The following is a 26,989-nucleotide window of genomic DNA, read 5'->3' as shown; positions in this document are numbered from 1 at the left end:
CCGCCCAGCCGCCGTCAGTTGCCCAGCACGGCGCGCAGCGACGGCTGCAGCGCCTCGCCGTGAGCACGCACCATGTCGTCGCACAGATCCCAGATCCGCTCGACGGGCAGCGCGGCCGCGGTCGCCGGGTCGGTCATCGCGGCCTGCCGGATGTGGCGCGGCTCGTCGTACAGCGCGGCGCGGACGACGAGGTCGTTCATGCTCAGGTAGGTGCGGTTGAGCGCGGCGCACTGGGCCGGGAGCGCGCCGATACGGGTGGGCTGCACACCCAACGCGTCGACCAGGCACGGCACTTCGACCGTCCCGGACGCGGGGAGGTTGTCGATGAGCCCGCGGTTGGGCACATTGCCGTAGACGGTCCGGGGCGTGCCCGTGACGATGCTGTGGATGACCTGCGGGGCGTACTCCATGGTTCCCTCGACCGGCAGCGGGGACCCGGACGCGAGGGCGGCCCGCGTCTTCTCGTACTCCGCGACGTTCTCGTCGACGATGCCCAGATAGGCGCCCACCGGGAGCCGCAGCCGCTCGATCTCCTCGGCGTGGTGCAGATACCAGGGCACGTACTCGGCGGAGTGCTCGCTGGTCTCCGTCGGGTAGTGGCCGAGCCGCCGGTACATGTCGACCCGGACCCGGCGGCGCAGCTGCGGGTCGTCCGCCACCAGGGCGTCCAGCCGGGGGTAGAGGTCCGTACCGCCCTGCTCGAAACGCAGCACCCACGCCTGGTGGTTGACGCCTGCGGCAAGGTAGTTGACGTCCTCGTACGCGACCCCGAGCAGTTCCGAGAGGTCCCGCATGGTCCAGTACACCGAGTGGCACAGACCCACGACACGGGTCAGCCCGGTGGCCTGGCTGAGGTACTGGACGTTCATCGCCATCGGGTTGGTGTAGTTGAGCAGCCACGCGTCGGGGCAGAGCTCGGAGATGTCGTCGCCCAGCGACTTGAGGAGCGGGAAGGTGCGCAGCGCGCGGAAGATGCCGCCGATGCCCAGTGTGTCGCCGATGGTCTGGCGCAGGCCGTAGCGCGCGGGCACGTCGAAGTCGGTGCGGGTCGCCTCGCCCATACCGACCTGGACGATGTTGATGACGAAGTCGGCGCCTTCCAGGGCGGCCCGCCGGTCCGCGTGGGCCGTGATCCGGGCTGCCGCGCCCCGTTCGGCCGCGATGTGGCGGGCCGCGCCGTCGGCGGTGGCCAGCCGCTCGGCGTCGATGTCGTGCAGCGCGATATGTGCGTCCGTCAGCTCGGGGAAGGCGAAGAGGTCCGCCAGCAGCCCCTGGGTGAAGACGACGCTCCCGGCGCCGATGAATGCGATCTTGGTGGTGGTCATGAGTGGTTCTCTCCGTTGTGGGTGGCGGCTGCGACGGCTTCGTCCCAGGTGGGCTGTGCGGCGGTGCCGCCGTGCGCCCGGGTGGACAGCGCGCCGCAGACCGCGGCGAGTTCGAGGGCCCGCGCGGTCGGCAGACCGGCCAGGACGGCGGCGACGAAACCGGCGTCGAAACTGTCGCCCGCGCCGACGGTGTCCTTCGGGCGGACCGGGAACGCGCCCGTGCGCGTCAGGCTGTTGCCGTCGTGGGCGAGCGCCCCTTCGGCCCCGTCCTTCACCACCACCAGCGGGCCGACGGCGGCCAGCAGGGCGGCCGCCGCGTCCAGCGGTCCGGCCGGTGAGCCGGCCAGCGCACGGGCTTCCCGGGCGTTCGGCAGCAGGACGTCGGTGACCGCGAGCACCTCGTCAAGAGCGCCAGGTCGCCGCCACTGTCCTGACGGGTCGTCATTGGTGTCGAGTGAGGTGGTCGCACCATGGCCGCGCGCGGTGCGCAGCAGGCCGGGCAGCGCACCGGCCAGCTTCGGCATCAGGAAGTACGACGCCGCGTGCACATGGCGGCAGTCGGCGAGCAGTGCGCCGGGGACGTCGTCGCCGCTGGTCGCGGCCAGGGTGCCGGGTGCGGTGAGGATGGCACGGTCGGCGCCGTCGGTCACCACGGCGGTGAGCGGGGTGGACAGGTCCGGATCGACCACCAGAGCGTCGGTGTTGACGCCCCGGTCGGTCAGCGCGGCCCGTACGAAGCGACCTGCGTCGTCGTCCCCGACGCGTCCGGCGAAGGCGACACCGAGGCCGAGCCTGGCGGCGCCGCACGCCATGATGGCGCCGGAACCGCCGAGGGTGAGGACACCCGTGTCGACGAGTTGCTCGCGCTGCCCGAAGGCGAGGGGCGCGCGGAGGGGGCCGAGGACGATGTCGGGGTTGGCGTCCCCGATGACGAGCAGATCGAAAGTGTGCGGCATACGGCTTCCTGGAGTCGCGGGGAGAAGAGGACGGGGGGAGGTGAACACAGGTGCGGCGATGGGGTGTTCAGCCCTTGAGACCGCTCGACGTGATGGACTGGACGAAGGTCTTCTGCGCCGCCAGAAAGGCCAGCAGCACCGGCAGTACCGTGATCACGTTTCCCGCCATCACCGCGGCCCACTGTGTGTGGTGCTGGCCCTGGAAGGTCGTCAGGCCCAGCTGCAGGGTGTAGTGGGTGTCGTGGTTGATGGCGATCAGCGGCCAGGTCAGATCGTTCCAGGTGGAGAGGAACGTCAGCACGGCCACGGTGCTGAGTGCGGGCCGTGACAGCGGCAGCACGATGAGGAAGAGGACCCGCAGCCGCGAACAGCCGTCGATCCACGCGGCCTCCTCCAGCTCCCTGGGCAGCGACAGGAAGAACTGCCGCAGCAGGAACACCGCGAACGGCGTGACCAGCGACGGGACCACCAGGGCGCCCAGTGTGTCGATCAGTCCGAGGCGCTTCATCACCAGGAACGTGGGGATCATCGTCAGCTGGAACGGGATCGCCATCGTGGCCAGCATCAGCCCGAGCAGCAGCCGGGAGCCCGCGAACCGCATCCGGGCGAACGCGTAACCGCCCAGTGAGCCGAACAGCAGATTGGACGCGACCGCCACCACGGACACGATCAGCGAATTGGCGAACCAGCGCGGGAACATGGCGTTGCCCAGCACATAGCGGTAGCCGCCCAGATGGATTCCGGATGGCCACAGCGCGGGCGGGAACCTGTTGATCTCCGCGTTGCTCATCACGGAGCTGAGCAGCAGCCAGATCATCGGCACCGCGAACAGCAGGGCGAGCGGGGCGAGCAGCAGATGCCAGGCACTGAACGGCAGCCGCAGCCCTGTCCGCCGGCGCGGAGGCGGTACCGGCACCGCCTCCGTCCGGTTCGTACGCGGGGGCAGGGGGGTGGTCACGGTCATCGGACGGCTCCTTCGATGGCGGGTTGGCGCCGCCGGACCACACGCATCCCGCCGGCGATCACGAGCAGGGCCAGCGCCAGGACATACGCGGCCGCCGCTCCGTAGCCCGCGGTGAAGTTCTTGAACGCCTGCTCCCAGATGAAGTAGACGATCACCGTGGTGGAGCCGAGCGGCCCGCCCTTCGTCGTCACGTACACCAGGTCGAAGACCTGCAGGGCGTTGATGGTCTGCCACAGCAGCAGGAACACATTGACCGGGGTCAGCGCCGGCAGGACGACATGGCGCAGCAGTTGCAGCCGGCCGGCGCCGTCAAGGCGCGCGGCCTCGATGAGCGAGGGTGGCACATCCTGCAGCGCGGCGAGATACACCACGACACAGAAGCCCGTGCCGCTCCACAGCGAGATCGCCACCAGGATCAGCAGCGCCTGCCCCGGATCGCTGAGGAACCCCTGCGGGGAGACCCCGATGGCGTGCAGGACCGAGTTGGCGACACCGAACTGCGGGTCGAGGATGAACGAGAACAGCACGCCCTGCGCCGTCGCCGAGATGACGAACGGCACGAAGATCAGCGTCCGGTACAGGCCGACCAGTCTGATGCGGCGGTTGAGTACGAGGGCCAGGGCCAGCCCGAGGAGCATGGACAGCGGCACGTACAGCCCCGTGTACTCCAAGGTGTTCCACACGGCCTGGCTGAAGTGCGGGTCCTTGGTGAGCGCCCGGTAGTTGTCCAGGCCGACCCAGCGGCTGGGCGTCACCAGGTCGTCGGCCTGGAACGACAGCAGCACCGACCAGACGACCGGGACGACGCTCAGCCCCAGGATGACGAGGACCGCGGGGGAGATGAACGCCCAGGCGGTGGCCGATTCACCGCGGCGCCTGCGGCGCAGGGCGCGCAGCTGCCGTTCGTGGCCGGGGTCGGAGAGAGTGAGCGGGGTGGGCAGACCAGGCATGGCGTGAGCCTCCTCAACGCGGTATGAGCAGGGCGGCGTTGGCGTCGTCCGCACAGCGGCGCAGGGCCTTGGCGGGGGTGCTCCGGCCGAGCAGCACGGCGACGATGGCCTCTCCCAGCGCCTGGGAGATCTGTGGGTACGCGGGGTGGGCGGGCCGCACCCGGGCGGACTCCAGCGCCTTGGTGAACACCGCGAGCCCCTCGGTCTTCGCAGCCTTGGCCCGCCAGCGCGGCAGGCTCTGGGTGCGCCGGCTCAGCGGCAGGCTGCCCGCCCGGATGTCCCAGCGCACGTCCTGCGCCGGCTCCATCAGCCAGCTCACCAGGGTGCGTGCCGCCTCGACACGGGCTGAGCCGTTGTCGAAGACCGTCCAGGTGTCGGGGCCCGAGATGGTGACGGGCCGGCGGCTGTAGCTCGGCAGCGGCACCACCTGGTGGTCGACGCCCGCCTGGACGATGTCGGGCAGCTGCCACGGACCGGTGAGGACCATGCCCATCCGGCCCGACTCGAACACCTGGTACATCTGCTCGCTGCCCGGCTTCGGGTCGATGTAGACGCTCCGGTCACGGGCGAGCCCCGCCACCGTCTCCAGCGCCCGCACCCCCGCCTCGGCGAATCCGATACTGCGCCCGTCGGCCGCGATCACCTCGCCGCCCAGGTCCCACACCAGCGGCCAGAGCCGCCACACCGTGTCCTCGTCGCCCACCCCTGGCCAGCCGGTGCCGAAGACACCCCGCCGCGCATCGGTCAGGCGCTTGGCGGTCTCCTGGAACTCCCGCCACGTCCAGCCGGGTTCGGGCAGCGGCACACCGGCGTCGCGGAACAGCTTCCTGTTGCACACCACGGCGAGCGAGTCGAGCAGCGCGGGCGCGGCCCTTACCCGGCCGTTCACCGTGACGGCTTCGCGCGCCGGGGCCCAGAACTGGCTCCAGGGGACCGGCCCCGCGTGGACGGTGCCGGTCAGATCCACGACCTGCGGGCTGCGGGCCACCCCTGCCAGGTCCGAGCCGAAGACATAGGCCACATCCGGGTACGAGCCGGAGGCCAGCGCCGCCGTCACCTTCTGGAGCATCGAGTCGGCCAGCACACCCCCGCCCGAGTCGACGCGGATGTGCGGGTGGGCGCGCTGGAAATCGGCCACCAGCGATTCGATGGCGACACGGCCGGTGTCGGTCTGGCCGTGCCACAGCTCGACCGTGACCCGTCCGCCCGCTGCGGCACCGTCATCGGTGTCCGCGCCGCAGCCGGGCAGCGCCACCGCGGCCGAGGCTGCGCACGCCAGGCCGGTGCCACGCCGCAGTACGGTCCGGCGCGAGGGACCGAAAGGGCGGTGATGGCCGACAGCCATCCGGACCTCCAGGGGAATCAGGGCACGACGCGGCTGCGCACGGAGGCGCGTGGGTCGTACCGGATGGGGTGCGCGCGCCGGGCGTACGGGAGAGGACCCGCGCGGCGCGGAAAAGGGCGGGGCGACCCCGGTGCGCCCTGTTCACGGGGGGCGCACCGGGAACGCGGGGTGTCAGCAGGTCTTGCGGACGTAGCCCCTGCTGCCGCTGGGGGAGACGTCCAGATCGCGCTCGACGACGCTCAGCCGGTCACCCCAGCCCGAGCACGCCTTCGACAGGCCCTTGTCGGTGTACTCGATGACGATCACATTGCTGCCGAACGCGTCGGTGTAGTCGCCGCATTCGTCCCAGGTGCCGCACTCCTCGGCGATGGCGAAGTCCAGGCCGGTCTTGGCACGCGCACCGGACAGCTGCGAGGTGTTCTTCTGCGCGATGGCCAGGCCGCGGTCGTGGGTGTGCTGGGAGAGCAGGGTGATGTACGCCTCGGCGTTCGCGGCGGTGAGCAGCTTCGACGAGCGGGTGTAGCTGTCGTAGTTGTCGGGCTCGACCGCCTGGAAGCCCTTGTCGGCGCAGCCGTCGATCCAGCCGTCGACCTTCTCGGCCACCCGCCGGCGCTTGTCGGCCGTCCTGAGGTCGAGCAGCGCCTCGCCCCAGTTCTTGTCGTAGACGACGTCGCCGTTGGCGTCACGCAGCAGGAGATCGGAGTCCCAGTCCTTTTCGGCACCCGGCTGGGCCTGGAAGGCGTTGACGTAGCAGATGTTGTACAGACCCGCGGCCGGAGCGGCCTCGTGGTCACGGCTGACCACCTTCACCCCCGACGGTGGCGCGTACGCCCCGCCGATCTGGTAGTCGAACCCGGCATGCACCGGTGGCAGAGCGGGGGAGGCGGCCGCCGACGCGCCGGCCGGCGCGAGCAGCGGGACGGCGGCCGCCGCGGTCACCGCCGCGACAGCGGCCACGCGGCGCGCCGCGGACAGGGACAGCAGACGGGGCCGTGCGGGAGTGATGGTCATCATCGAGCTCCAGATGAGGGAGGGTACGTCCCCGCCTCGGACGCTGACAGCGATCCTGGCGACTTTGTCCGGGCTTGCGGCTCATGAGCCGCCCACCGGCTAGGCGTACCTCTGGCGCCGAATGCTCGAACTCGGCGTTGAACGCAGTAAATCGAGCAGGAATCAGCATGTCAAGAGCGCGAACATGAGCAGTGCTGCGCATATTCGCGCACCCTGGAGCATGGGTTACCTCATCCGCGCAGCGCTATGCTCACTTCATGCTGAGAACTGAGCGCCATGCGCGGATACTTGAGCATGTGTCCGCGAAGGGCAGCGTCGACGTCGGGGAGCTGACCGGCCTGCTCGGTGTCTCGGGGGCGACCGTCCGGCGCGACCTCCAGCATCTGGGCGCGCTGAATCTGCTGCGCCGTACCCATGGCGGGGCCGCCGTCGGCAGCATCGGTCTTGAAGTACCCGTGCAGTACCGCGCGGAGCGCAGCAGGCCCGAGAAGCGGGCCATCGCCACGGCAGCGGCCGCGCTGGTTCCGGAGGGGGCGGTCGTTGGCATGACGGGAGGGACCACCGCCACCGAGATCGCCCGGCTCCTCGCCGAGCGGGGCCCGGTCACCATCGTCACCAACGCCGTGAACATCGCCGCCGAACTGGTCCTGCACAAGCACGTCACGCTGGTCGTCATCGGCGGCAACGCCAGGACCGAGAGCTATGAACTCGTCGGCCCCATCGCGGAGAAGACGCTCGCCGACTACCACATGGACATGACCTTCCTCGGGGTGGACGGCATCAGCGCGGTGCGCGGCTGCACGACGTACGACCAGCTGGAAGCGGCGACGGACCGGGCGTTCGCGACGAACAGCAGCCGGACCGTGGTCGTCGCCGACCACTCGAAGATCGGGCGGACCACCTTCGCGAAGATCTGCCCGCTGGCCGCCGTCCACCATCTGGTCACGGACCGGGAAGCGCCGGAAGGTGAGTGCGCGCGGATCTCCGACGCGGGGGTCGCCGTGACCATCGCCTGAGGCGCCGAGGGTGCCCGTGCCGCGTCGTCCCGGCGGCCCGGTCCACGGACAGCGTCCCGGCGTCCCCGCCGCGCGTCCCAGGCCCTCAGCCTCAGCCGGCGTCGTCCCCCGTGGACCTGGGCGCGGGCGGCTGGTCCCGCTCGCGGTCGGACTGACCGGCCAGCTCTCCCTGGACGAAGGGATCGACCTCGGGGTCGTAGTACCCGGCGTGATCGGCGAGCGCATCCGTGATGCGCTCCCACTCCTCGATCTCCGCCTCCGCACGGGCCCGCTCGGGACCGTCGCCGGGCGAACTCCGCTCGGCCGCCTCCCGGGCCGCCTCCCGGGCCGCCTCCAGGGCCGCCTTCGCCTGGTGGTGAGTCATACCCCTGGCGCGCTGCTGCACCCCGTGCCAGCCCGCCCGCTGCTCGTCCGTGGGCGGCAGCGCGTCGTCCGCGTCACTGCCGCCGGGTCGCGTCCCGCGGTCTTGATCAGGACTCATCCGGTTGCCCCACATCCCTCTTGACCTGCTGATCGGTGGCGCCCGCTGATACCGGCGACGGTGGCCCGCACCGCGTCGCCAACCCCCGTCGCGTACCCCAGTATGCGACGCCGCACCGACGGCGCGGAGCAGGGTGGCCGCAGGCGGCGCTGCCGGATTACGGGCGGCCCTGGCGCATACGGTCACCCACGATGCCGCCGTCGGACTCCCACCACGGACGGACCCGCTCCGGCTCGGCCGGGACCTCCGGCCCGGTGGACGCGACCGCCGGCGACGCCGCGGAGCCGCCGGGCCCGGCCGGAGTCGCGCGGGGAGCGGCAGGGATCAGCTCCGCGTCCAGCCGGCGGTCGAGCGCCACCGTCCTGGCCCGCTCGGAGCGGACCCACTGCACGAAGATCACCAGCAGGAAGGGCACCCCGACCAGTTCGGCGAGCGTGATCATCGCGCCGCCGCCGATCTGCTGGTCCCGCTGGACGTCGGGCGCCCAGGAGGGGGAGTGCTGGCTGTACCAGGTGCCCGCGATCAGGGTGCCGCTGGTCATGACCACGATGCCGGGGACCGCGTCGATGAGCCCGTCGAAGAAGACCATCGCGGCCCGCACCGGATGGCTGCACCAGCTCGGGAGCAGCGCCTCCTCGGTGAGGACCGGCAGCACGAAGAGACACCCGACCAGCAGGAGTTGCGCGTACATGAGCTGGTGCAGCGCGCCGTGGCGCAGCGCGGTCTCGAAGTACGGCGTGAAGTACACGCACAGCTCGGACACCAGGACCAGCAGCGAACTGACCAACGGGAAGGCCAGCAGCCTGGCGAACCTGCCGGTCACCGCGCGCCGCAGCCGGGCCGCCGCCCGCCCCGGCAGCGCACGGCAGGCCAGCGACAGCGGGTCGCCCAGAGCCAGGCCGAGCGGGGCGATCAGGTCCAGCAGGATGTTCTGTACGGCGGCCGGCCAGAACAGCACCTCGTCGTAGACAGCGAGCGCCGACATCGTGGCGACCACGATCGTGCCGAGACCCAGCAGGGCGAAGACGGCGGTACGGCCGGCCGACCACCGTTCGCCGCGGCGCCGCAGCCGCACCACACCCCAGCCGTAGAGCCCGCCCAGGACCAGGACCAGCAGCAGGGCCGGACCGTCGAGCTGCCACATGGCCGGAAACCGGGAAAAGGTCAGATCCGGCAGGTTCATTCCAGACATCCTTACCTCTCGCACCCGCCCGCGAGGACCGCCATGGGGGCCGTACCACGGTAGTCCCGTGGCATCCGGCGCCTCCGGTCGGGGCGCCCGTGCGGCACACCACCGCCGGTGGTCCGTACGCGGCGTTCCCGACGATGATTCCCGCTCCCGCCGACGGCGTCGCCGCGACACCCCGGTGCGCCTGTCGGCGCGTCGGCCCCGAGCGCCGTCACACTGGCCGCTGTCGTGTGCGGACGGACGCGACGCCACCGGGGACACGGAGGCACCACCGCGCAGAGAGGAACCCGGCATGCCTGATGTGTCCGCACCCGTGGTCAATCTGGTCCGGCGGACCGTGGAGCCCGTCGGGGTGCAGACCCTCCGCTCCACGGCGGCCGCGGTCATCGCGTACGTGGTCGCGCTGGTGGCCCTGCCGCAGCACGCGCCGCTCACCGCGCCCCTGACGGCCCTGCTCGTGGTCCAGGTCACGCTCTACGCGACGCTCACCACCGGGGTCAGACGGGTGAACGCCGTCGTCGTCGGCGTGCTGCTCGCCAGCGGCTTCAGCACCCTCGTGGGACTCACCTGGTGGAGCCTGGGCCTGACGATCTTCACCGCGCTGATCGTGGGACGCTTCGTGCGCGTGTACGAGTTCGTGCCCGAGGTCGCCATCAGCTCCATGCTGGTCCTCGGCGTCTCCCAGGTGGCCGCGACCGCCTGGGACCGGATCCTGGAGACGCTGATCGGCGCGGGTGTGGGACTGCTCTTCAACCTGCTGCTGGCGCCGCCGGTATGGGTCCAGTCCGCCGGAAGCTCCATCGAGGAGATGGCGGAGTCGATGGGCGGGATGCTCCGCGACATCGGCGCGGAGGCGGAGGGCCACACCCCGGTCGAGCAGGCCGCCGCACGGCTGCACGCGGCACGCAGGCTCGACCACGACATCGTCGAGGTGGACGCGTCACTCCGGCAGGCCGAGGAGAGCCTGCTGCTCAACCCCCGGGTGCGCCAGGGCCTGCTGTCGCGAGTCGTGCTGCGCACCGGTCTTGACACCCTGGAGATCTGCGCCGTGGTCCTGCGGGTCCTGACCCGGACCATGACGGACCTGGCGAAGGAGCGGACCGACGAGCCGCTCTTCCCCGACGATGTGGCCGCGGCTCTGCAGGAGCTGATGGCGGACCTCGCCGACGCCATCGAGAGCTTCGCCGTACTGATCACCACGCCGGTAGCGAAGAGCGCGCAGGACGCCGAGTCCCGGCTGACGGACGCGCTGGCGGACGCCGGTGTGACCCGCGACCGCGTCGCCCACCTCCTCCTGGAGAACGTGCAGCAGCACCCGCGCCAGTGGCAGCTGCACGGCGCGCTGCTCGCGGAGATCGACCGCATCCTGGACGAACTGGACGTGGAGAAACGCGCCGAGCGGCTCACCGAGGAACTGGACCTCCGCTCCGAGCAGCTGGGCGAACGCCACCCGCAGCTCGCGTCCGCCGTGCGCCGGCTGCGGGGCACCGCGGTGGTCCGCAGGATGCGGGCCGAGATCTGAGCGGACGGGGCAGCGGGAGAGGCCGGACAGGGGCAGCCGCTGGGCCACCAGTTCCCGCTGGACGAAGTCGACCAGCAGCTCCCGCATCACCGTCGTCGTCATCGCGGTCTGCGCACACCCGACGGGGCCGCCGGCACCCGCCGACCTGATCGGCCCGGACAGGCTCCGGGCGGTGCGAGGATGACCGGGAGCGGAGCCGCCGCGCGGCGGCCCGGGCCGAGTCGAGCCGACTCGTCCGATCCGATCCGTGGAGGTGTCGTGCCGGAGCCGGTCGAGAGCTGGGACCCGTCGGCGGCGGGCGTACTGCGGCTGCCGTCCGGCCGCCTGGTACGGGGCCGCGGCCTGAGCAAGCCGCTCCCCGCGGGCCCCGTGCCCACGTTCGCCCTGTATCTGCTGGGCCGCGCGCCCGGCGCCGTCGAATGGGAGTCACGGTGGGTCCGCTGGCCCGACTTCCGGCTGCCGGCCGACCGGGCCGCCGCGGCGGACGCCCTGCGCGACGCATGGGAGCGCGCGGCCCAGGAGCGCGTCGAGGTCGCCTGCGCGGGCGGCCGCGGCCGCACCGGCACGGCGCTGGCCTGTCTTGCCGTACTGGACGGGGTACCGGCCGCCGACGCCGTCGGATACGTCCGCGAGCACTACGACCGGCACGCGGTGGAGACCCCTTGGCAGCGCCGCTTCGTCGGACGCTTCCCGCAGTAGGAGCGGTCACCCGCCGGGGCTCACCCGGCGCCGAGCCACCCGCGTGCGCGCAGTTCGGCGACGAACCGCCCGTACGACGCGTCGAGTTCGGCCCGTTCCCGCTCCACCGGGTCGACCGTCCGCCCCGCGCCCACCATCGCCGCCACAGCGGCCGAGAGGTCCGGATGCAGGGTCCCGGACGCCGCCAGCAGGGCCGCGCCGAAAGCTGTCTCGGCGCGTTCGGCCACGCTCAGGGGCCTGTTGAGCACCGTCGCCCGGATCCGGCTCCACACCGCGCTGCGGCTGCCACCGCCCGCCGCGTACAGCGGACCCCGCACCTCGATCCCCAGTGCCTGCACCCGTTCCACGGCCAGCCGCTCCAGGAAGGCCACCCCCTCCAGCGCCGCCCGGTGCTCGTCCGCCTCGTCGCGCGGTGTCCCGCTACGGAAGCCGTGTGCCGCGCCGGAGACGAACGGGAACCGCTCGCCCTCGCGGCGCAGCGGATACGCCAGACAGCCGGCCGGACCCCGTTCCCCCGCCGCCGCGTCCAGCGCCGGCAGCCGGGCGGCGTCCACCGCGGCGACGGCCTCACCGCCCGTGTTCGACGCGCCGCCCGGCAGCCACCAGCCGTCCGGATGGCGGTGGCTGTACAGGGCGCCCGCCGGGTCGGTGACCAGCTCGCGGGTCACGCCCTTCAGTACGTACGTCGTCCCCAGCACGCCCACGAACCGGCCGGGTTCGACCGCGCCGGTGGCGATCTGGCCCGCGCAGCCGTCCGTCATCCCGAGCCGGACCTCGCAGCCGGCGGGCAGCCCGGTCTCGGCCGCAGCCCGCGCCGAAACCGTGCCGCTCCGGGTGCCGGGGGCCTGCACCGTGGGCAGCAGCCGCGACGGTACGTCGAACGCGTCGAAGACCTCGGTGGCCCACTCGCCCGCGCGCGGGTCGTAGCCGGACTTCAGCGCATGGCTCCAGTCGGTGGCCACCGGATGCCCGGTGAGCCTCAGACCCAGCAGGTCCGGGGTGTGCAGCACCAGCTGGCCCGGGAGGGCACGGGACGCGTACCCGACCAGCTTGCCCAGCGCGGCCGTCGGCCCGACGGTCAGCCCCAGCGCCCGCCAGCGCGCCGCGCCCAGCTCCTGGGCCCGCGCGTTGACACCGGCCGCGCTCCGGTCGTCGTACATCAGGGCCGGGCCGGCCGGCTCCCCGTCCGGGCCGGCCAGCACCAGGGTCCCGGAGGTGGCGGACACGGCGACAGCGGTCACCTCCCGCCCGCCGCCCGGCAGTTCGGCGGTCGCCTGCCGCAGGGCCGCCGCCGTCGCCGGCCACCAGGACCTGGCGTCCTGCTCGCTGCGGCCGCCCGTACCGCGCTCCGGCGGCGCGATCGGCACCCGGGCCGCGGCGAGGACCCGGCCCCGGGCGTCTGCGCACACCACCCGGACCGCGGCGGTGGCCACATCGACCCCCGCGACGACGGGGACGGGCACGGGCCGGGCACCGGTGGCTGAACTCATCTGCGGAGCAGGTCCTCTCGTACGCGGAAGGCAGGGCGGGCACACGGTCAGCCGGCGGGCGCGGTGAGCGGCTCGTCGTCATCGGTGGCCTCGTGCAGGGACTTGCCCTCCCTGATGGCCTCCTCCGACGCCTTCGGCAGCCGCAGGAAGAGCGTCAGCACAGCCGCGACGACATACAGCCCCGCGAAGATCAGCACCACCCCGTCCCGGCCCAGCGGGCCGAGGAAGAGCGACACGATCGCGGGACCCACGAAGGCGGCGCCGCCCGCACCCAGGTTGAGCAGGGCCATCGCGCCGCCCTTGTTCCCTGGGGCCAGCGACGGCATCAGCGCCGAGATGGGCACGAACCCGGCGAGCGTGGCGCCGTAGACCATGCCGACACCGACCGCGACCCAGTAGTTCCCGGTCAGCAGCTTCGGTACGAAGTAGAGCGCCAGGACGCTCACCGCACAGCCGACCGCACCGAACCAGCCGATGGTGGTGCGCCAGCCGATCCGGTCGCTGACCACCCCGAAGAGCAGATTGAAGAAGATGTTGGTGGCGAACATGATCGAAAGCAGTCGCAGCCAGTCGCCGTCGGTGAAGCCCATCTCGTCGGTGAAGAACGCGGGCAGGATCACCCAGAGGCCGAACTGCGGCGCGGTGTTGATGATGCGCACGACGCAGCCGACGGTGACCTTCGGATGGGTCCAGACGATGGAGAGGCTGCGGGCCAGCGACTGGACCGGCCGGACCCCGGGCGGCGCCAGCCGTGCGAAGCCGGTCCGCTCACGCACCCCGATGAGGCAGAAGGCCCCGCCCACGGCGATCACACCGAGCGCGATCCACAGCGTGCCGAACTTCCCGAACAGCGGGTTGGTGACGGACGCGGTGAGCGAGCCGAGGGTCGGCAGCCCGCCGGTGAAGGCGAAGTAGAACCAGCCGACGGCCGCACCCAGCCTGGCCACCGGCGCCGTCGCCGTCACCCACACCAGGAACGAGAAGGCGAAGAGCGGATAGCCGAAGCCGCGCAGCCCGTAGAAGACCAGCATCAGCGGGTAGTTGCCCTGCGCGGCGCCCAGCGACAGGAACAGCACGTCGAAGACGATCCAGACGGTCAGTCCGATCTGCATGACCCGCCGCGGCCCCCACAGCTCGGACAGCGCGCCCGACAGCCAGGAGGCGAGCATGACGGTCACGCCGTACGCCGTGATCACATAGCTCGCACGGACTTCGGTGCCCGCGCCGTTGCCCTTGATGAACGGGGCGATGAACCCGGACTCGACCCCGTCGCCGATCATGAAGATCAGGACCCCGATGAAGCCGAACAGCAGCGGCCGGGGGATACCGGCGCGGTCCCAGACCGTTCCCGTACGTGCGGCGGTGCTCGCGGCGGTGCTGCGCATAGCTCGTGCCTCCACAGTGAGGTGTCATCGGCCCACGGGCGTACAGCCCCGACGAGAACGCATCATGACCTCTGTGAAATTAACACGCAATACTTTAAGAAGCCGTGTTATCGGCCCGTGGCCGCGACCCTGACATCGGTCCGCTCCCGCAGCGCGGCCAGCAGCTCCGCGTCCACCCGGTCGTCCACCACCAGATGGTCGAAGTCCTCCACCGGGCCGAGCCGGTGCAGCGCCGTCCTTGCCAGCTTCGTACGGTCCATCAGCAGCACCTTCCTGGTGCCCGAGGCCAGCATCGCCCGCTTCACCAGCACCACGTCCTGCTCCTGGTGGTACGTCATCCGGGCGTCCATCGCCGATGTGGAGACCAGCACCATGTCCACCGAGAGCGCCTCGACGGCCTCCAGGCACGCGACGCCCAGGAAGGAGTCGTGCGGGTGTGAGTACTCCCCGCCCAGCGAGATCAGCCGTATCCCGTCCCGGCCCGCGAACAGGTCGATGACCCGCCTGGCGTTGGTCACCACCGTCAGCGGCTCCAGCTCCACCAGCAGCGCGGCCAGCGCGAGCGCGGTCGTCGAGTCGTCGAGCAGCACCGACATCCCCGGTTCGACCAGCTCGGCCGCTGCCTTCGCGATCGCTTCCTTCTCGGTGGTGTTGACACCGAGCCGGTAGTCGAGATTGGACTCGAACACGGTCGAGGGCAGCGCGGACACCCCGCCCCTGAAACGGCGCAGCACCCCGCGCCTGGCCAGCTCGTCCAGGTCCCGGTGCACGGTCATCAGGCTCACGCCCGTCAGCTCCGCCAGCTCGGCGCCGCTCGCGGTCCCGCTGGCCAGGACGTGCTCCGTGATGATCTGCCTGCGGGCCTGGGCACCGTTCGTCGTCATACGGCCAAGTTTCGCGTACCGCCCGCGGAAGCCGGCCGGGTGGGGACGTTCAGCGACCGCAGCGCCGTACGGTCACCGCTCACCTCGATCTCCGTCACGGCCGCGTTGTCGAGCCGGGGGAACACCAGCCGGTAGCGCCCCACCGGGATGCCCAGCATCGTGCACAGGGCCATGCGCAGCAGCGTGTTGTGTGCCACCACCAGGACCGTCGCACCTGGGTGGCGCCCGGCCAGGGCCCGCAGCGCCTGCGACGCTCGGGCCGCGGCGGCCGACGGCGGCTCGGAACCGGGGAAGGCCCCGGTCTCCGCATCCTCGCGGAACCGGCGCACCGCATCGGCGTCCTCGGCGGCCATCTCCGCGATGGTGCGGCCCTCGCCCCAGCCGAAGTCCACCTCGCGCAGAGCCTCGACGACCTCGGGCTCCGCGCCGAGCGCCCGGGCGGCCGGACGGGCGGTGAGCAGGGCCCGGCTGACCGGCGAGCAGGCCACCGCGTCGACACCGCGCAGCCGCGCCCAGTCCGCGAGATCCTCCGCCTGCGCCAGGCCCTTCGTCGTCAGCGGTACGTCGGAGACCCCCGCGTACCGGTTCTCCGCATGCCACCGCGTCTCGCCGTGCCGTACCAGCAGCAGCCGGGCCTCCATCGGATCTCCCTCCCTCGCGGCGGGCCGCCCACGCCCGGGACGGGACCGCCGGGACCGTGTCGGCCCATTGATTCTTCAAAACGATGATGTTAAATCTATCAACGCCCATGATAGCGATGCAGCGGCCGGGCAGGTGCGGCACCGCTGACGCACCGCGCCCCCGTGACCCGAAGAAGGGCCCAGCCCATGCGCATCCTCGCCGCCGGTGACCACTTCGTCCTCCCCGCTCTGCTCCGTACCGCCCTCCGCGAAGAGCTGGACACCGCCGCCGAGCCCGGCGGAGCCGTGGAGATCGGCGAACTCACCCTGCCCTGGCCGCACGAGCCCTTCGGCCCGGTCGGCGACGTCCACGAGGCCAGCGGCACCGAGGACCAGATGATCGCGGCCCTCGAAGGCGCCGCCCTCTGCGTCACCCAGATGGCCCCGTTCACGGAGCGGGTCTTCGCCGCCTGCCCCGACCTCCGCATGGTCGCCGTCTCCCGGGGCGGCCCGGTCAACGTCGACCTCGCCGCCGCCACCCGGCACGGCGTCGCCGTCTCCTTCGCACCCGGCCGCAACGCCCCGGCGGCGGCGGAATTCGCCATCGGTCTGATGCTGACCGCCATGCGCCGGATCCCCACAGCGGACGCCGAACTCAAGCGCGGCGTCTGGCGCGGGGACTTCTACGCGTACGACGAAGCGGGCACCGAACTCGACGGCGCCACCGTCGGCCTCGTCGGGTACGGCGCCATCGGCCGCATCGTCGCCCGCGTGCTGCGCGCCTTCGGCGCCCATGTCCTGGTCGCCGACCCGTACACCGACCCCGTCGCCGCCCGCGCCGACGGCGTCGAACCGGTCACCCTCGACCAACTCCTCACGCGCAGCAGCGTGGTGAGCCTGCACGCCAGGCTCACACCCGAGACCCACCACCTCATCGACGCCGAGAAGCTCGGTCTGCTCCCCGCCGGAGCGGTCCTGGTCAACTCCGCCCGCGGCGGCCTCCTCGACTACGCCCCACTGCCGGAACTGCTGCGGAGCGGCCGAATCGGAGCCCTCGCCCTCGACGTCTACGACATCGAACCGCCGCCCGCGGACTGGCAGTTGCACACCGTGCCGAACGTCGTCACCGCCCCGCACCTGGCCGGGGCCACCCGCCAGACCGCCCACCGCGCCGCCGCCATCACCGCGGCCGAGGCCGGCCGCTTTCTGCGCGGCGAGAAACTGGCCCACCCCGCCAACCCCGAGGTCCAGGAGGCCGCGCGGCCATGAGCGTCATCATCGGCGTGGACATCGGCACCTCCGTCACCAAAGCCGTCGCCTTCGACGGCGAGGGCCGGCCGCTCGCCTCCGCGACCCGCCGCAGTCACCTGGAGCGGCTCCCGGGAAGCCGCGTCGAGCAGGATCTCGACGATGTCGTCCGTACCGTCGCCGAAGTCGTACGGGAGACCACCGCCGCACTGCCCGCGCCACCCGCCGCACTCGCCCTCACCGGCCAGGGCGACGGCCTGTGGCTGCGCGACGGGCAGGGCCGCGCGGTCCGCCCGGCCATCTCCTGGATGGACGGGCGCGCATCCGACCGGGTCGCCGGGTGGCTGGCGGACGGCACCGTACAGCGGGTGTACACGCGGACCGGCTCCGGCATGTTCCCCGGCTGCCATGCCCCGCTCCTCGCCCACCTTCAGGAACACGAACCGGAGAGCCTGCGAAGTGCGGCCGTCGCCGGGTACTGCGTGGACGCCGTCGCCCAGCGCCTCACCGGCAGCATCAGCGTGGACGCGTCCGACGCGACACTGCCGTTCCTCGACCCGGTGACCCGTACCTACGCACAGGAGGCGCTCGCCGCCTGCGGAATCGAGAGCCAGGCCCGTCTGCTGGCGCCCCCGGCGGCCCCCGGCACCGTCCTCAGCCTCGACACACAGGGCGCCGCGCTCCTGGACCTGCCCGTGGGGCTGCCGCTCACCTCGGGCCCCTACGACCTGCCGGCCTGCGCCATCGGCAGCGGGGTGCGGGAGGTGGGCGACGGCCTGCTGATCGTCGGCACCACCCTCGCCTGCCAGGTGCTCACCGACCGTGCCCGCACGGACAGTTACGCCGAACCGGCCGGCATGTCGCTCTGCACCCCCGACCCGGGCCGCTGGCTGCGCTCCATGCCGGCCATGGTCGGCACCGCCGCCCTCGAATGGATCCTCACGCTCACCGGCACCGCCACCGCCGACCTCGGTGCCCTGCTCGCGGACAGCACGCCGGGCGCCCGCGGAGTCACGGCGCTGCCGTTCCTCTCCGACGCGGGGGAGCGCGCGCCCTTCGTCGACCCGCAGGCCCGCGGCCAACTGGACGGACTCACCCTCGCGCACACCCGCGCCGACGTGGTCCGCGCCATGTGCGAGGCCATCGGCTACGCCGCGCGCCACTGCCTGGAGGCCGCAGGGCTCTCCGGCACGCTCGCCGCGTGCGGCGGCGGCACCAGGTCGGGCCCGTGGACCCAGCTCTTCGCCGACATCCTGGGCCGGGAGATCCGCGTCCCGGTGGAGAGCGAGGTGGGGGCGCTCGGCGCGGTACGGGTGGCCCGCCGCTTCCTCGGTGAACCTGCCGGTACGAAAGCGCAGTTGTTCCACACCGTCGAGCCGGGGGAGGGGTGCCGCGAGGTGTACGAGGACGGCTACGCCGCCTACCGCACCGCACTGGCCGCGGCGCGCACCCAGTGGGACGGGCCGCCTGCGCGGGCGACGACCGGGGCGAGCGTCGCGTAAGGCCGCGGCCTGTTCGGCGCGTATGCTCCCGGCCCGTACATCTCCAGCCCCGTGCGACTCCGGCCTTGTGCGACTCCAGCCCGTACGGCTTCCGTCCCCGTCCCCGTCCCCGTCCCCGTCCCCGTGCCGACTCCGGTCACCGTGCGACGCTGTCCCGTGCGCCCCGCCCCGTAAGAAGTCTGGATTCCGAACGGCCCGCAGGCTGTGGCGAGTTCTTGTTCCGGGCCTACTCAGCCGCCCTACCAGACAGTAGCCTCAACGGAGTTCTCCGTACTCACCGTTGGAGGCTCCATGCGCGTTTCCCTGTTCAGACCCGCCCGGCTCGCGCTGACGGCCGTGCTCCTCGCCGCGGTCGCGCTGCTGGGCTTCTCCGCCCCGGCCTCCGCCACCGGAGCCGCGGCACCGCGCTACTACCTGGCGTTGGGCGACTCACTGGCCGCCGGATACCAGACGCTGCCCGGCGGCGGACATGTCACAGGCCGCGGCTACGCCCAGGACATCGCCCGGACGCTGTCGGCCCGCGCGGCCGGTGCGGGACAGCCCTTCGACTTCGTCGGGCTCGGGTGTCCCGGCGAGACCACCGGCTCCATGATCGACGGCCCCTGCCCCTACCCGCATTCGTACACCGGCTCGCAGCTGGCCGAGGCCGAGCACTTCCTCCGCCTCCACCACGACGACCGGGTGGTGGTGACCCTGGACATCGGCGCCAACGACGTCGACGGCTGTCTGACGGACGGGAACATCGACCTCGGATGCGCCGTTTCCGGTGTGGGGAAGGTGGGTTCAGGTCTCCACACCATCCTGGGCCGGCTGAAGGCGGCGGCGGGACCGCAGACCCGGATCGTCGGCATGAATCTCTACGACCCCTTCCTGGCAGCCTGGCTGACGGGCACTCAGGGCAAGGCGGCGGCCACTCTCTCCGTACCGCTCGCCGACACCCTCAACACCACGATCGGGCTGGCCGACGCCGCTCACGGGGTGCCGACCGCCGATGTGGCGTCCGCGTTCCGTACCAACTCCTTCCTCCCGACGGCTCCGCTGAACGGACAGCAGGTGCCGTTGAACGTGGCGCGCGTCATGCAGTGGACGAACATGGCGCGCGGCGACATCCATGCCAATGACACCGGGTACCAGGCCATCGCCGACGCGTTCCTGAAGAAGATCTGATGCCGGGCGCCGCGGAGCCCTGAGGTCCGGTTCAGCCGAAGAGGCGCTCCAGGACGACCGCTATCCCGTCTTCCTCGTTGGAGAGCGTCACCTCGTCCGCGGCGGCGATGAGTTCGGGATGGGCGTTGGCCATGGCCACCGCGTGTCCGGCGCGGCGGAACATCGGCAGGTCGTTGGGCATGTCGCCGAACGCGAGCAGCCGCGCCGGGTCATGACCCAACACCTCGGCGGCCAGGGCGACTCCGGTGCCCTTGTCGACACCGTGGGGCGCGAGCTCCACGGTGCCGGGGCCCGCCATCGTGACGGTGGCCAGATCGCCCACCGCGGTACGGGCGACGGGCGCCAGCGCGTCGTCCGACAGCAGCGGGTGACGTATGAGGACCTTGATGACGGGCCTGGCCCAGAGCTCCGACCGCTGCCCGACCCGCAGGACGGGCAGCGCGGGGTGCGGCATCAGGTACCCCGGCTCGGCCAGTGTCCGGCCGTCCGGCCCGTCCTGATCGACAGCGGCGAAGACCGGCCCCGTCTCGGCCTCGATCTTGCCGAGCGCCGTGTCGGCCGATTCACGGTCGAGCGTCACGGAGTTCAGCATCCGCGCCGACCCGGCGTCGTACAGCTGGGTGCCCTGCCCGCAGACGACAGGGCCGCGGTACTCCAGAGCGCCGATCAGTCCGAGGACGCCGGGGAGCGACCGCCCGGTGACGATCAGATGCCTGGCCCCGGCCTCGGCGGCCAGGGCCAGCGCGGCACGGGAACGGGGGCTCACCGTGTCACCGCGGCGCAGCAGGGTGCCGTCCAGATCGGTGGCGACGATGTCATATGCGGGTGTGGTGGACATGGGCGTCAGCCTAGGGAGATCCTTCCTGGCCGGATCACGCGGTACGACCGGATCACGCGGTACGAGGCGAGCCGGCCGCAGCACGCGGTGCGAGACGGCCGGCCGTGTCATCCGGTACGAGTGTGTGGCCGGCCGCGGCATGCGGTAGTGAGTGCGGCCCGGCCTGCTCACGTGTCGATGTGTGAGTGCGCGTACGGGCCGCGGGGCCAGGGCTCAGCCGGCCGTCCAGTCGGCGTTCGCGCCGCACAGCACCACACACGGCAGCTGTCCCGGCACCTTGCCTGCCAGCCACGCGGCGAAGGAGGCGGCAGCCGCGGGCTCCACGGCGATCCGGCACTCCTCCCACAGACGGTCGCGGGCCCGGAGGATTTCTTCGTCGCTGACGAGCACCGACTCCACCTCGTACGAAGTAACGATGCCGAACGGCACCGCACCGATCTGCGAAGCACCCAGCGCCGACGAAGCGACCGAGTCCACAGGGGAGTTCACCGGTTCGCCCGCCGCGAGCGCGTCGTGCAGCGCACGGCAGCCGTCGGGTTCGACGGCCACCACATGACGCCCGCCCGCCGCGAGTGCCGTGCCCGCGGTGAGTCCGCCTCCGCCCGCGGCGACAGCGAAGGCGTCCGTCCCGGGGACATCGGCCACCACCTCGGCCGCCAGGGTGCCCTGCCCCGCGACGACCGCCGGATCGTTGTACGGGTGGAGGAAGCGGGAGCCGGGCCGCTCGGCGGCCTGCTGCGCGGCCTCGGCGGCCTCGGCGAAGGTCGCGCCATGCCGTATCAGCCGCGCGCCGGCCTCCTCGATGCGCCGGGCCTTCGCCTCGGGGGCCGTCTCGGGGAGGTAGATGGTCGCCGGGAGGCCGAGCAGTGCGGCGGCGGTGGCGACGGCGAGACCGTGATTGCCGCCGGAAGCGGCGACGATGTGGCCGTCCGCCGCCGATTCCAGCATCGCGTTGACCGCACCGCGCAGTTTGAACGAACCGCTGCGCTGCAGGTACTCCAGCTTGAGGACGACACGGCGTCCGTCGATCTCCAGGTCCAGCAGGGGTGTGCGGCGGACATGAGGGCGGATTCGGTCTGCGGCCGCCGCGACGTCGGTGGCCGAGAGCGTCTGGATCTGGTTCATGCTCCCCATCCTCACCAGGCCGGACCGTCAGCACCAAACAGGGGCTGCGACGGATGCGGCCGTCGCTCAGGCGGTGGCCGCCGGAGCCCGGTCCGTCGCGAGCTTCACGGCCAGTGCGCCGAGGACGGTTCCCATGAGATACCGCTGGACCCGCAGCCACACCGGGCGCCGTGCGAGAAAGACGGCGATGGTTCCCGCGGCCAGAGCGATGGCCAGGTTCACCGCGAGACTGACGGCGATCTGGATGCCGCCCAGTACGAAGCCCTGGAGGAGGACGTGTCCCGCGTGGAGGTCGATGAACTGCGGGATGAGCGAGAGATACATGATGGCGATCTTCGGGTTGAGCAGGTTGGTCACGAGGCCCATGGTGAAGAGGCGCCGGGAGGAGTCCGGTGGCAGCTCCTGAGGGGCGAAGACCGATGTGCCTCCGGGGCGCAGGGCCTTCCAGGCCAGCCATGCCAGATAGGCGGCACCGGCGAGCTTCACGGTCAGATAGAGCTCGGGGACGGCCAGGAAGACGACGGAGAGCCCGAGGTTGGCCGCGCTGAGATAGACGAGAAAGCCGACGGCCACCCCGGCCAGCGATATCACTCCGGCGCGTCGGCCCTGGGTGATGCTGCGCGAGACGAGGTACATCATGTTGGGCCCTGGGGTGAGCACCATCCCGAGTGACACCGCTGATACGCCGAGGACGGCGTTTGCACCGATCATGGCCCCATGATCGGCGCAAACGGGGTTCGGGCACCAGTGACTATGTGCGGGTTTCCCGTGACCGGCTCTCTGCTCCCGGTGCGGACGGCAGGCGGGCCGGGTCCGCGCGACGGCCGGGCCCCTGTGGCTCGTTGGGGCCCGGCCGTCCGAACTCCGTTGTGCGGGAGGCTGATGCGTACTGACTGCTCCGGTCAGCCGCCCAGGATGTCCGCGAAGGCCAGCTGGCCCTGGGTCACACCGCTGCACGTCGGCGAAGCAGCCGTGGTGACGGAGCCGCAGGACTGATCCCGGTTGACCGACCAGTACGACAGCCGCCCCACACCGTTGCTGTCGGCCCAGCTCTTCACCGTCGAGGCGTCGGCCGTCGAGAAGACCGAACCGTCGTCGTTCACACCGATCATGGGCGTGATGCCGAGATTGGCGTAGGTGTAGCTCGGGTCGACCGACTGCATCTGCGCGAGGGTGGCCTTCCCCGCGCTGATCGCCGCCTGCCCCATGTCCTGGGAGCCCTGGTAGTAGTCCATGGTCATGACGTTGACGACGTCGATTTTGACGCCCGCGTCCTTGGCGGCCTTGAGGATGTTGACGCCGTCGGCCGTGAGGCCGTCGGGCAGGACGGGCAGGGTGACCGAGAACGTCAGGCCCGGATTCGCCGCCTTGAGCGTCTTCATCGCGCTCATGTTGCGGGCCGCGGCAGCGGTGTCCGCGATGGCACCGCCCTCGATGTCGAAGTCGAGCGAGCTGGGACCGTACGAGTCGATGATCTTCTGGTACCCGGCGTTGATCGCGCTCTGGTCCGTACAGCTCCAGGCGAGCGGCAGCCCGGCCGCGCCGCCCGACGACACGATGACGGATGCGCCCTCGGACTTCGCGTTGCTGATCAGCGGGTCGGTGTACGAGTCGCCGCCCACCGGGAGTGTGTCGCCCCAGATCTGGTTGCACCCGGAGCCGATGACGAATCCGGCGGTGAACGTCTTGACCCCGTGCTGGGTGATCGCGGTGTCGAGCAGCCCTTCCTGGGAGTTGGACATGTCCGTGTACGGGGCGAAGCTCGCGGCGGCCTTGACGCTCACCGGTGTCGCCGCTGCGGGACCGGCGGTCAGGGCGGCTCCGGCTACGGCCAGCCCGGCGGCCGCGAGAACGGCGGCGGCCCGGGAGGCGGAGGTCGTTCGACGTGACGTGGTGGGGGGACGTCGACGCATGGTCCGGTCCTTTCGATGACAGTGGGGAACGTCATCAAGGTGCAGTGGGCCGGAGGAGCAAGGGGTCGGCCTGGGCGACAACTTGACGGCGTGCAGACATGAGATTGGACTAGACCAAGAGGGCTGTCAAGGTTGTGGCCCGAAGTCATGGACGGGCGTGGGCGGATGGCGTGGAGCCTCGGGGCGGGGGATGTGAACAGCCGCTGCCGGGCTGGGGTGTTGGGGGTCGGGGCTCGGTCAGTAGGCTGCCGGACGTTCGCCCGCGGGTGACTTCGGAGGGTGCGGGCGTGGGGCCGGGCGGGGTCCCTGAAATGGGGCCGAGGTGTCCGTGGCGGGGGTGTTGGCGCGGCCGCTCCGGCCTCGTGTGGGCGGTACTGGGGCGTGGTCGCAGGGTTGGCGAATATCACACGTCGACATACCTACTCAAAACGGACATTCCGCACCGTGTGTCCGATGTTTGGGCCGCGGATGCCTCTACGGTTGGTCTGATCCAGGAACGGGAATCCGAGTCGGCCCGCACGGCGGCCGGCCCCCGTCCGGCAACTCTCCCTGCGGGTCACGCCCCGGATCCGGGCTGTCCACCGCAGACCGTCCTGCCGGGCGGAACTCCACCGAAGCAGCGGTAGACCGGCCTTCCGGCCCGGTTGTGCGAAGTCGGGCGATATCGACTTCGAGCCACCGCGGGAACAGGACGTACCTCCATGCACCGATCACGCATACCGGCCTGCGCGCGGCGCGGACTCGCCGTTTCTGTGGCAGCCGGAGCGCTGCTCAGCCCGTTCGTCGGGGCGGGCACGGCCTCGGCGAGCACCGCAGGGGCCCCGAAGAGCGCCACCGGCTCCGCGAGCGCCGCTGTGGGCGGCTCGAAGGTCGTCTGCACCTCCAAGAAGGCCGGCCTGGCCCCCGAGCTGTCGCACGACATCGCCGGCGCGCTCAAGGGCCGCAAGGACTCCTCCGCGCTGGCTGTCTACGACCGCAAGACCGGGACCAGCTGCGAGTTCCGGGCGGGAACGCACTTCGACTCGGCGAGCGTGGTGAAGGTCACAGTGCTGGGGACGCTGCTGCGGGAGGCCGAGGAGTCGCACCGCAAGCTGACCGCGCGCGAGGTGAAACTGACCACCGCGATGATCACGAAGTCCGACAACGACTCCACCTCCGCTCTCTGGAATCAGCTCGGAGCGGCCCGCGTCAAGCATTTCCTCGGGCTCGCGAAGATGCGGCACACCGTCCCGGGCTCCGGTGGAACATGGGGCCTCACCCAGATCACGGCGGCGGACCAGCTCACCCTCATGCAGCTCCTCACCACCAAGAACTCGGTGCTGAGCGAGACCTCGCGGGGCTACGCCCTGGGGCTGATGTCCAAGGTCGAGGCCGACCAGAAGTGGGGCGTGCCCACGGGATCACCGGCCACTGCCACGACGCACGTCAAGAACGGCTGGCTCTCGCGTGCGAAGGACGGCTGGCGGGTGCACAGCGTCGGGTTCTTCACCGGGAAGGGCCATGACTACGGCATGACGGTTCTCTCCACCGGAAACCACACCATGGCGTACGGCATCGACGCCATCGAGGGTGCGTCCCGCGTCATCCATCGCGATCTGAACAGCAAGGTGCGGGCGGCTGCGGGCCACTGAGCGGATTCCTCTGGATATCCACTCCTTGGAGTGACGGAAGTGTCACGGTGTGTGAGGCGGGGCAGATCGGGAGCGCACACACGCACCGTCACGAAGGGACTCCGTCATGAACCCTCAGCCCCGTCCGCGCCGTACCTTCCGCCGCGTCGTCACCGCCGCCCTGGGCGCGGCCGCCCTGACGCTGACGTTCTCCGGTTCAGCCCAGGCGGCGGAAGGCGAATTCGTCTACGTCTTCCATGATTCCAGCGGCGCCCCGGAACTGGGCCGCCTGGTCAATCCCCCGAGCCGGGAGTGCATCACGCTCCCCGAGGCGGCGGAGGAGTGGATCACGCCCGCTGCCGACAGCCCGCGCAACTTCACGGACGCCACGGCCGTCGTCTTCTCCGGCGCCGACTGCAGGGGCGACCACTTCGCTCTACGACCTCACGGAGGGCACGCGTCGGAGCGTCTGAAGCTGCGCTCGGTCATCTTCTCCTGATGCGCTGATGCGCTGATGGGCTGATCCCCTGATGTCCTGAATCACGGATCGGCACCGCGACGCTCGGTTCCCCGGCCCGGGGGAGCCGAGCGTCGCGGTGCCGTTCCACGCAGGGGTGGGCTCCCGGCCCCTAGGTATGATTGCGTTAATACCTGTAAGGGTGGGCCGGACTGAGCGGTACGAGGCAATCCGTATCCGAGGGTGAGTGATCATGGCAGACGAGCTGGGGCATCCGAGCCCGGAGGAAATGGACTTCGGCAAGGTCCTGACGGCTCTCTCCGATCCGCTGCGCCGCCGTGTCGTGACGGAGCTGATCGCCGAGCAGGGGGATCCGGAGCGCACCTGCGCCTCATTCAACTTGCCGGTGTCGAAGTCGACTTGTACCCATCACTTCCGAGTGCTGCGCGAGTCCGGTCTGGTCACGGATGTGGACTACGGCAACCGTCGTGGGGTGCGACTCAGGCGGCCGGAGGTCGAGCAGCGGTTCCCCGGCCTGCTGGGACTGCTGGCCCGGGAGAGCCGGGCCGCGCGCTCGTCGGCGTAACACCGCGAATCCCGCTCGGTGGGTCTCCCGTACTGAGGGGGTGTCCGGGTTCCCGTCCCTCAGCGGCCGATACTTTTCGGGGTGCGGCGGCGCAGCCATTCCGACGGCTTGCGGTGCGGGGGACGGGCGGTGATGTCACCGCCGCGGGACCGCCCGGACAGCCGGACCCGCAGCGTGACGGGGGAGTCCGGGGCGGATGAGGGCCGGATCTTGATGTCGCCGCTGCTGCGTTCCAGATCGTCGGTGTCGATCACGATGCCCGGCCGGGTGACCAGAATGAGGTTTCCCCCGATACGCAGGTCGACATCGATGTGCAGGGTGCTGTGGGTGATCACCGCATCGGTGAAGTCCAGCTTCGCGTCGCCGAACATCATCCGGATCTCCATGCGGCGCGGGACCAGCCAGCGGCCGTTTCGGGTGATGTCGCCGAAACGCTGGTCGATCCGTACCAGTTCCCTGGCTTGCGGCGGCATACCGTCCGAGGGCAGATCGGCGGTCAGCTCGGCGAGTTGGCCCATGGTGCGGGCCGACAGTGCGGCGTCCAGACGCTCGTCCAGCTCGGCTGCGGTGAGCCGGCCGTCGCCCGCCGCCACTTGCAGAATCTCGACGACCTGGTCCCGCTCCCGGTCGGATGCCCGCAAGTCCGGCGACATGCCGCTTCCGGAAGAGTCGTCGGCCGATTTCGGTTCACCCGTCATGCCCGCAT

The 26,989-nt window shown here is 71.4% G+C and carries 26 protein-coding genes; 9 read left to right on the top strand and 17 right to left on the bottom strand.

What is annotated here, in order from left to right:
• Nucleotides 1–14: 14 nt before the first annotated feature.
• The 6 genes from OG510_RS01090 to OG510_RS01065 all read right to left on the bottom strand — a co-directional run bounded on the left by OG510_RS01090 (nucleotide 15) and on the right by OG510_RS01065 (nucleotide 6,554).
• The gene (locus OG510_RS01090) at nucleotides 15–1,325 is read right to left on the bottom strand and encodes an alpha-glucosidase/alpha-galactosidase (RefSeq protein ID WP_406134723.1); all 1,311 of its coding nucleotides are present in this window, start codon (nucleotides 1,323–1,325) and stop codon (nucleotides 15–17) included.
• Nucleotides 1,322–2,281 (bottom strand): carbohydrate kinase family protein, encoded by a 960-nt coding sequence (locus tag OG510_RS01085; protein WP_406134722.1) that lies wholly within the window; start codon nucleotides 2,279–2,281, stop codon nucleotides 1,322–1,324. The genes OG510_RS01090 and OG510_RS01085 overlap by 4 nt, the downstream gene beginning before the upstream one ends.
• Before the next feature lie 67 nt (nucleotides 2,282–2,348).
• Nucleotides 2,349–3,245, bottom strand: coding sequence for a carbohydrate ABC transporter permease (locus OG510_RS01080; RefSeq protein WP_406134721.1), 897 nt, complete (start codon nucleotides 3,243–3,245; stop codon nucleotides 2,349–2,351).
• Complete coding sequence (locus tag OG510_RS01075) at nucleotides 3,242–4,195, bottom strand: carbohydrate ABC transporter permease (RefSeq protein WP_406134720.1); 954 nt, start codon at nucleotides 4,193–4,195, stop codon at nucleotides 3,242–3,244. The genes OG510_RS01080 and OG510_RS01075 overlap by 4 nt, the downstream gene beginning before the upstream one ends.
• Before the next feature lie 13 nt (nucleotides 4,196–4,208).
• Nucleotides 4,209–5,540, bottom strand: a complete 1,332-nt coding sequence (locus tag OG510_RS01070) for an ABC transporter substrate-binding protein (protein ID WP_406134719.1) — start codon at nucleotides 5,538–5,540, stop codon at nucleotides 4,209–4,211.
• Nucleotides 5,541–5,711: 171 nt separating this feature from the next.
• On the bottom strand, nucleotides 5,712–6,554 hold the full coding sequence (locus OG510_RS01065) for an endo alpha-1,4 polygalactosaminidase (protein ID WP_406134718.1): 843 nt from the start codon (nucleotides 6,552–6,554) through the stop codon (nucleotides 5,712–5,714).
• Between the two features lie 254 nt (nucleotides 6,555–6,808).
• On the opposite strand from OG510_RS01065, the gene OG510_RS01060 reads away from it, so the two are divergent.
• A complete protein-coding gene (locus tag OG510_RS01060; RefSeq protein ID WP_406134717.1) occupies nucleotides 6,809–7,567 on the top strand; it encodes a DeoR/GlpR family DNA-binding transcription regulator in 759 nt (252 codons plus the stop codon).
• A 91-nt stretch (nucleotides 7,568–7,658) separates the two neighbouring features.
• Here the strand turns inward: OG510_RS01060 and OG510_RS01055 are convergent, their stop codons facing one another.
• Entirely contained in the window at nucleotides 7,659–8,048 is a 390-nt protein-coding gene (locus tag OG510_RS01055; RefSeq protein WP_406134716.1) for a hypothetical protein, read from the bottom strand.
• A 157-nt stretch (nucleotides 8,049–8,205) separates the two neighbouring features.
• The gene (locus OG510_RS01050) at nucleotides 8,206–9,231 is read right to left on the bottom strand and encodes a cytochrome c oxidase assembly protein (protein WP_406134715.1); all 1,026 of its coding nucleotides are present in this window, start codon (nucleotides 9,229–9,231) and stop codon (nucleotides 8,206–8,208) included.
• A 298-nt stretch (nucleotides 9,232–9,529) separates the two neighbouring features.
• On the opposite strand from OG510_RS01050, the gene OG510_RS01045 reads away from it, so the two are divergent.
• Together OG510_RS01045 and OG510_RS01040 are read left to right on the top strand one after the other, a co-directional pair.
• Nucleotides 9,530–10,759, top strand: a complete 1,230-nt coding sequence (locus tag OG510_RS01045; protein ID WP_406134714.1) for an FUSC family protein — start codon at nucleotides 9,530–9,532, stop codon at nucleotides 10,757–10,759.
• Between the two features lie 258 nt (nucleotides 10,760–11,017).
• Entirely contained in the window at nucleotides 11,018–11,458 is a 441-nt protein-coding gene (locus tag OG510_RS01040) for a protein-tyrosine phosphatase family protein (protein ID WP_406134713.1), read from the top strand.
• Nucleotides 11,459–11,478: 20 nt separating this feature from the next.
• Here the strand turns inward: OG510_RS01040 and OG510_RS01035 are convergent, their stop codons facing one another.
• The 4 genes from OG510_RS01035 to OG510_RS01020 all read right to left on the bottom strand — a co-directional run bounded on the left by OG510_RS01035 (nucleotide 11,479) and on the right by OG510_RS01020 (nucleotide 15,858).
• Nucleotides 11,479–12,948 (bottom strand): FGGY-family carbohydrate kinase, encoded by a 1,470-nt coding sequence (locus OG510_RS01035; RefSeq protein ID WP_406134712.1) that lies wholly within the window; start codon nucleotides 12,946–12,948, stop codon nucleotides 11,479–11,481.
• A gap of 47 nt (nucleotides 12,949–12,995) precedes the next feature.
• A complete protein-coding gene (locus OG510_RS01030; RefSeq protein WP_406134711.1) occupies nucleotides 12,996–14,333 on the bottom strand; it encodes an MFS transporter in 1,338 nt (445 codons plus the stop codon).
• A 107-nt stretch (nucleotides 14,334–14,440) separates the two neighbouring features.
• Nucleotides 14,441–15,217, bottom strand: a complete 777-nt coding sequence (locus OG510_RS01025) for a DeoR/GlpR family DNA-binding transcription regulator (protein WP_406134710.1) — start codon at nucleotides 15,215–15,217, stop codon at nucleotides 14,441–14,443.
• Entirely contained in the window at nucleotides 15,214–15,858 is a 645-nt protein-coding gene (locus OG510_RS01020; protein ID WP_406134709.1) for a histidine phosphatase family protein, read from the bottom strand. Before OG510_RS01020 ends, OG510_RS01025 begins: the two co-directional genes overlap by 4 nt.
• A gap of 186 nt (nucleotides 15,859–16,044) precedes the next feature.
• Between OG510_RS01020 and OG510_RS01015 the strand changes: the two genes are divergently transcribed.
• From OG510_RS01015 to OG510_RS01005, 3 genes are all read left to right on the top strand, one after another.
• Complete coding sequence (locus OG510_RS01015) at nucleotides 16,045–17,106, top strand: 2-hydroxyacid dehydrogenase (RefSeq protein WP_406134708.1); 1,062 nt, start codon at nucleotides 16,045–16,047, stop codon at nucleotides 17,104–17,106.
• The gene (locus OG510_RS01010) at nucleotides 17,103–18,587 is read left to right on the top strand and encodes an FGGY family carbohydrate kinase (RefSeq protein ID WP_406134707.1); all 1,485 of its coding nucleotides are present in this window, start codon (nucleotides 17,103–17,105) and stop codon (nucleotides 18,585–18,587) included. Before OG510_RS01015 ends, OG510_RS01010 begins: the two co-directional genes overlap by 4 nt.
• 291 nt (nucleotides 18,588–18,878) lie before the next feature.
• Complete coding sequence (locus OG510_RS01005) at nucleotides 18,879–19,754, top strand: SGNH/GDSL hydrolase family protein (RefSeq protein WP_406134706.1); 876 nt, start codon at nucleotides 18,879–18,881, stop codon at nucleotides 19,752–19,754.
• Between the two features lie 31 nt (nucleotides 19,755–19,785).
• Here the strand turns inward: OG510_RS01005 and OG510_RS01000 are convergent, their stop codons facing one another.
• From OG510_RS01000 to OG510_RS00985, 4 genes are all read right to left on the bottom strand, one after another.
• On the bottom strand, nucleotides 19,786–20,592 hold the full coding sequence (locus OG510_RS01000) for an HAD family hydrolase (RefSeq protein ID WP_406134705.1): 807 nt from the start codon (nucleotides 20,590–20,592) through the stop codon (nucleotides 19,786–19,788).
• 213 nt (nucleotides 20,593–20,805) lie between these two features.
• Complete coding sequence (locus tag OG510_RS00995) at nucleotides 20,806–21,717, bottom strand: serine/threonine dehydratase (RefSeq protein ID WP_406134704.1); 912 nt, start codon at nucleotides 21,715–21,717, stop codon at nucleotides 20,806–20,808.
• Between the two features lie 66 nt (nucleotides 21,718–21,783).
• Complete coding sequence (locus tag OG510_RS00990; protein ID WP_406134703.1) at nucleotides 21,784–22,428, bottom strand: LysE family translocator; 645 nt, start codon at nucleotides 22,426–22,428, stop codon at nucleotides 21,784–21,786.
• 191 nt (nucleotides 22,429–22,619) lie between these two features.
• The gene (locus OG510_RS00985) at nucleotides 22,620–23,630 is read right to left on the bottom strand and encodes a chitinase (RefSeq protein ID WP_406134702.1); all 1,011 of its coding nucleotides are present in this window, start codon (nucleotides 23,628–23,630) and stop codon (nucleotides 22,620–22,622) included.
• A gap of 701 nt (nucleotides 23,631–24,331) precedes the next feature.
• On the opposite strand from OG510_RS00985, the gene OG510_RS00980 reads away from it, so the two are divergent.
• The 3 genes from OG510_RS00980 (at nucleotide 24,332) to OG510_RS00970 (ending at nucleotide 26,283) form a co-directional block, all read left to right on the top strand.
• Nucleotides 24,332–25,261 (top strand): serine hydrolase, encoded by a 930-nt coding sequence (locus OG510_RS00980; RefSeq protein WP_406134701.1) that lies wholly within the window; start codon nucleotides 24,332–24,334, stop codon nucleotides 25,259–25,261.
• A gap of 106 nt (nucleotides 25,262–25,367) precedes the next feature.
• Nucleotides 25,368–25,739, top strand: coding sequence for a hypothetical protein (locus OG510_RS00975; protein WP_406134700.1), 372 nt, complete (start codon nucleotides 25,368–25,370; stop codon nucleotides 25,737–25,739).
• Between the two features lie 211 nt (nucleotides 25,740–25,950).
• Nucleotides 25,951–26,283 (top strand): ArsR/SmtB family transcription factor, encoded by a 333-nt coding sequence (locus tag OG510_RS00970; RefSeq protein ID WP_406134699.1) that lies wholly within the window; start codon nucleotides 25,951–25,953, stop codon nucleotides 26,281–26,283.
• Nucleotides 26,284–26,342: 59 nt separating this feature from the next.
• Here the strand turns inward: OG510_RS00970 and OG510_RS00965 are convergent, their stop codons facing one another.
• A complete protein-coding gene (locus OG510_RS00965) occupies nucleotides 26,343–26,981 on the bottom strand; it encodes a DUF1707 domain-containing protein (protein ID WP_406134698.1) in 639 nt (212 codons plus the stop codon).
• Between the last annotated feature and the right edge of the window lie 8 nt (nucleotides 26,982–26,989).

This window comes from Streptomyces sp. NBC_01089, from assembly GCF_045162975.1.
Taxonomy (GTDB): Bacteria; Actinomycetota; Actinomycetes; order Streptomycetales; family Streptomycetaceae; genus Streptomyces.
Note: the sequence above shows the minus strand (reverse complement) of the source record. Positions and strands in the feature narration are given on the sequence as shown.

Bases quoted from the DNA above. Each gene is read 5' to 3' on its own strand.
- OG510_RS01090 (WP_406134723.1), bottom strand. From the start codon at position 1,325: ATGACCACCACCAAGATCGCATTCATCGGCGCCGGGAGCGTCGTCTTC.
- OG510_RS01085 (WP_406134722.1), bottom strand. From the start codon at position 2,281: ATGCCGCACACTTTCGATCTGCTCGTCATCGGGGACGCCAACCCCGAC.
- OG510_RS01080 (WP_406134721.1), bottom strand. From the start codon at position 3,245: ATGACCGTGACCACCCCCCTGCCCCCGCGTACGAACCGGACGGAGGCG.
- OG510_RS01075 (WP_406134720.1), bottom strand. From the start codon at position 4,195: ATGCCTGGTCTGCCCACCCCGCTCACTCTCTCCGACCCCGGCCACGAA.
- OG510_RS01070 (WP_406134719.1), bottom strand. From the start codon at position 5,540: ATGGCTGTCGGCCATCACCGCCCTTTCGGTCCCTCGCGCCGGACCGTA.
- OG510_RS01065 (WP_406134718.1), bottom strand. From the start codon at position 6,554: ATGATGACCATCACTCCCGCACGGCCCCGTCTGCTGTCCCTGTCCGCG.
- OG510_RS01060 (WP_406134717.1), top strand. From the start codon at position 6,809: ATGCTGAGAACTGAGCGCCATGCGCGGATACTTGAGCATGTGTCCGCG.
- OG510_RS01055 (WP_406134716.1), bottom strand. From the start codon at position 8,048: ATGAGTCCTGATCAAGACCGCGGGACGCGACCCGGCGGCAGTGACGCG.
- OG510_RS01050 (WP_406134715.1), bottom strand. From the start codon at position 9,231: ATGAACCTGCCGGATCTGACCTTTTCCCGGTTTCCGGCCATGTGGCAG.
- OG510_RS01045 (WP_406134714.1), top strand. From the start codon at position 9,530: ATGCCTGATGTGTCCGCACCCGTGGTCAATCTGGTCCGGCGGACCGTG.
- OG510_RS01035 (WP_406134712.1), bottom strand. From the start codon at position 12,948: ATGAGTTCAGCCACCGGTGCCCGGCCCGTGCCCGTCCCCGTCGTCGCG.
- OG510_RS01030 (WP_406134711.1), bottom strand. From the start codon at position 14,333: ATGCGCAGCACCGCCGCGAGCACCGCCGCACGTACGGGAACGGTCTGG.
- OG510_RS01025 (WP_406134710.1), bottom strand. From the start codon at position 15,217: ATGACGACGAACGGTGCCCAGGCCCGCAGGCAGATCATCACGGAGCAC.
- OG510_RS01020 (WP_406134709.1), bottom strand. From the start codon at position 15,858: ATGGAGGCCCGGCTGCTGCTGGTACGGCACGGCGAGACGCGGTGGCAT.
- OG510_RS01015 (WP_406134708.1), top strand. From the start codon at position 16,045: ATGCGCATCCTCGCCGCCGGTGACCACTTCGTCCTCCCCGCTCTGCTC.
- OG510_RS01010 (WP_406134707.1), top strand. From the start codon at position 17,103: ATGAGCGTCATCATCGGCGTGGACATCGGCACCTCCGTCACCAAAGCC.
- OG510_RS01005 (WP_406134706.1), top strand. From the start codon at position 18,879: ATGCGCGTTTCCCTGTTCAGACCCGCCCGGCTCGCGCTGACGGCCGTG.
- OG510_RS01000 (WP_406134705.1), bottom strand. From the start codon at position 20,592: ATGTCCACCACACCCGCATATGACATCGTCGCCACCGATCTGGACGGC.
- OG510_RS00995 (WP_406134704.1), bottom strand. From the start codon at position 21,717: ATGAACCAGATCCAGACGCTCTCGGCCACCGACGTCGCGGCGGCCGCA.
- OG510_RS00990 (WP_406134703.1), bottom strand. From the start codon at position 22,428: ATGATCGGTGCAAACGCCGTCCTCGGCGTATCAGCGGTGTCACTCGGG.
- OG510_RS00985 (WP_406134702.1), bottom strand. From the start codon at position 23,630: ATGCGTCGACGTCCCCCCACCACGTCACGTCGAACGACCTCCGCCTCC.
- OG510_RS00980 (WP_406134701.1), top strand. From the start codon at position 24,332: ATGCACCGATCACGCATACCGGCCTGCGCGCGGCGCGGACTCGCCGTT.
- OG510_RS00975 (WP_406134700.1), top strand. From the start codon at position 25,368: ATGAACCCTCAGCCCCGTCCGCGCCGTACCTTCCGCCGCGTCGTCACC.
- OG510_RS00970 (WP_406134699.1), top strand. From the start codon at position 25,951: ATGGCAGACGAGCTGGGGCATCCGAGCCCGGAGGAAATGGACTTCGGC.
- OG510_RS00965 (WP_406134698.1), bottom strand. From the start codon at position 26,981: ATGACGGGTGAACCGAAATCGGCCGACGACTCTTCCGGAAGCGGCATG.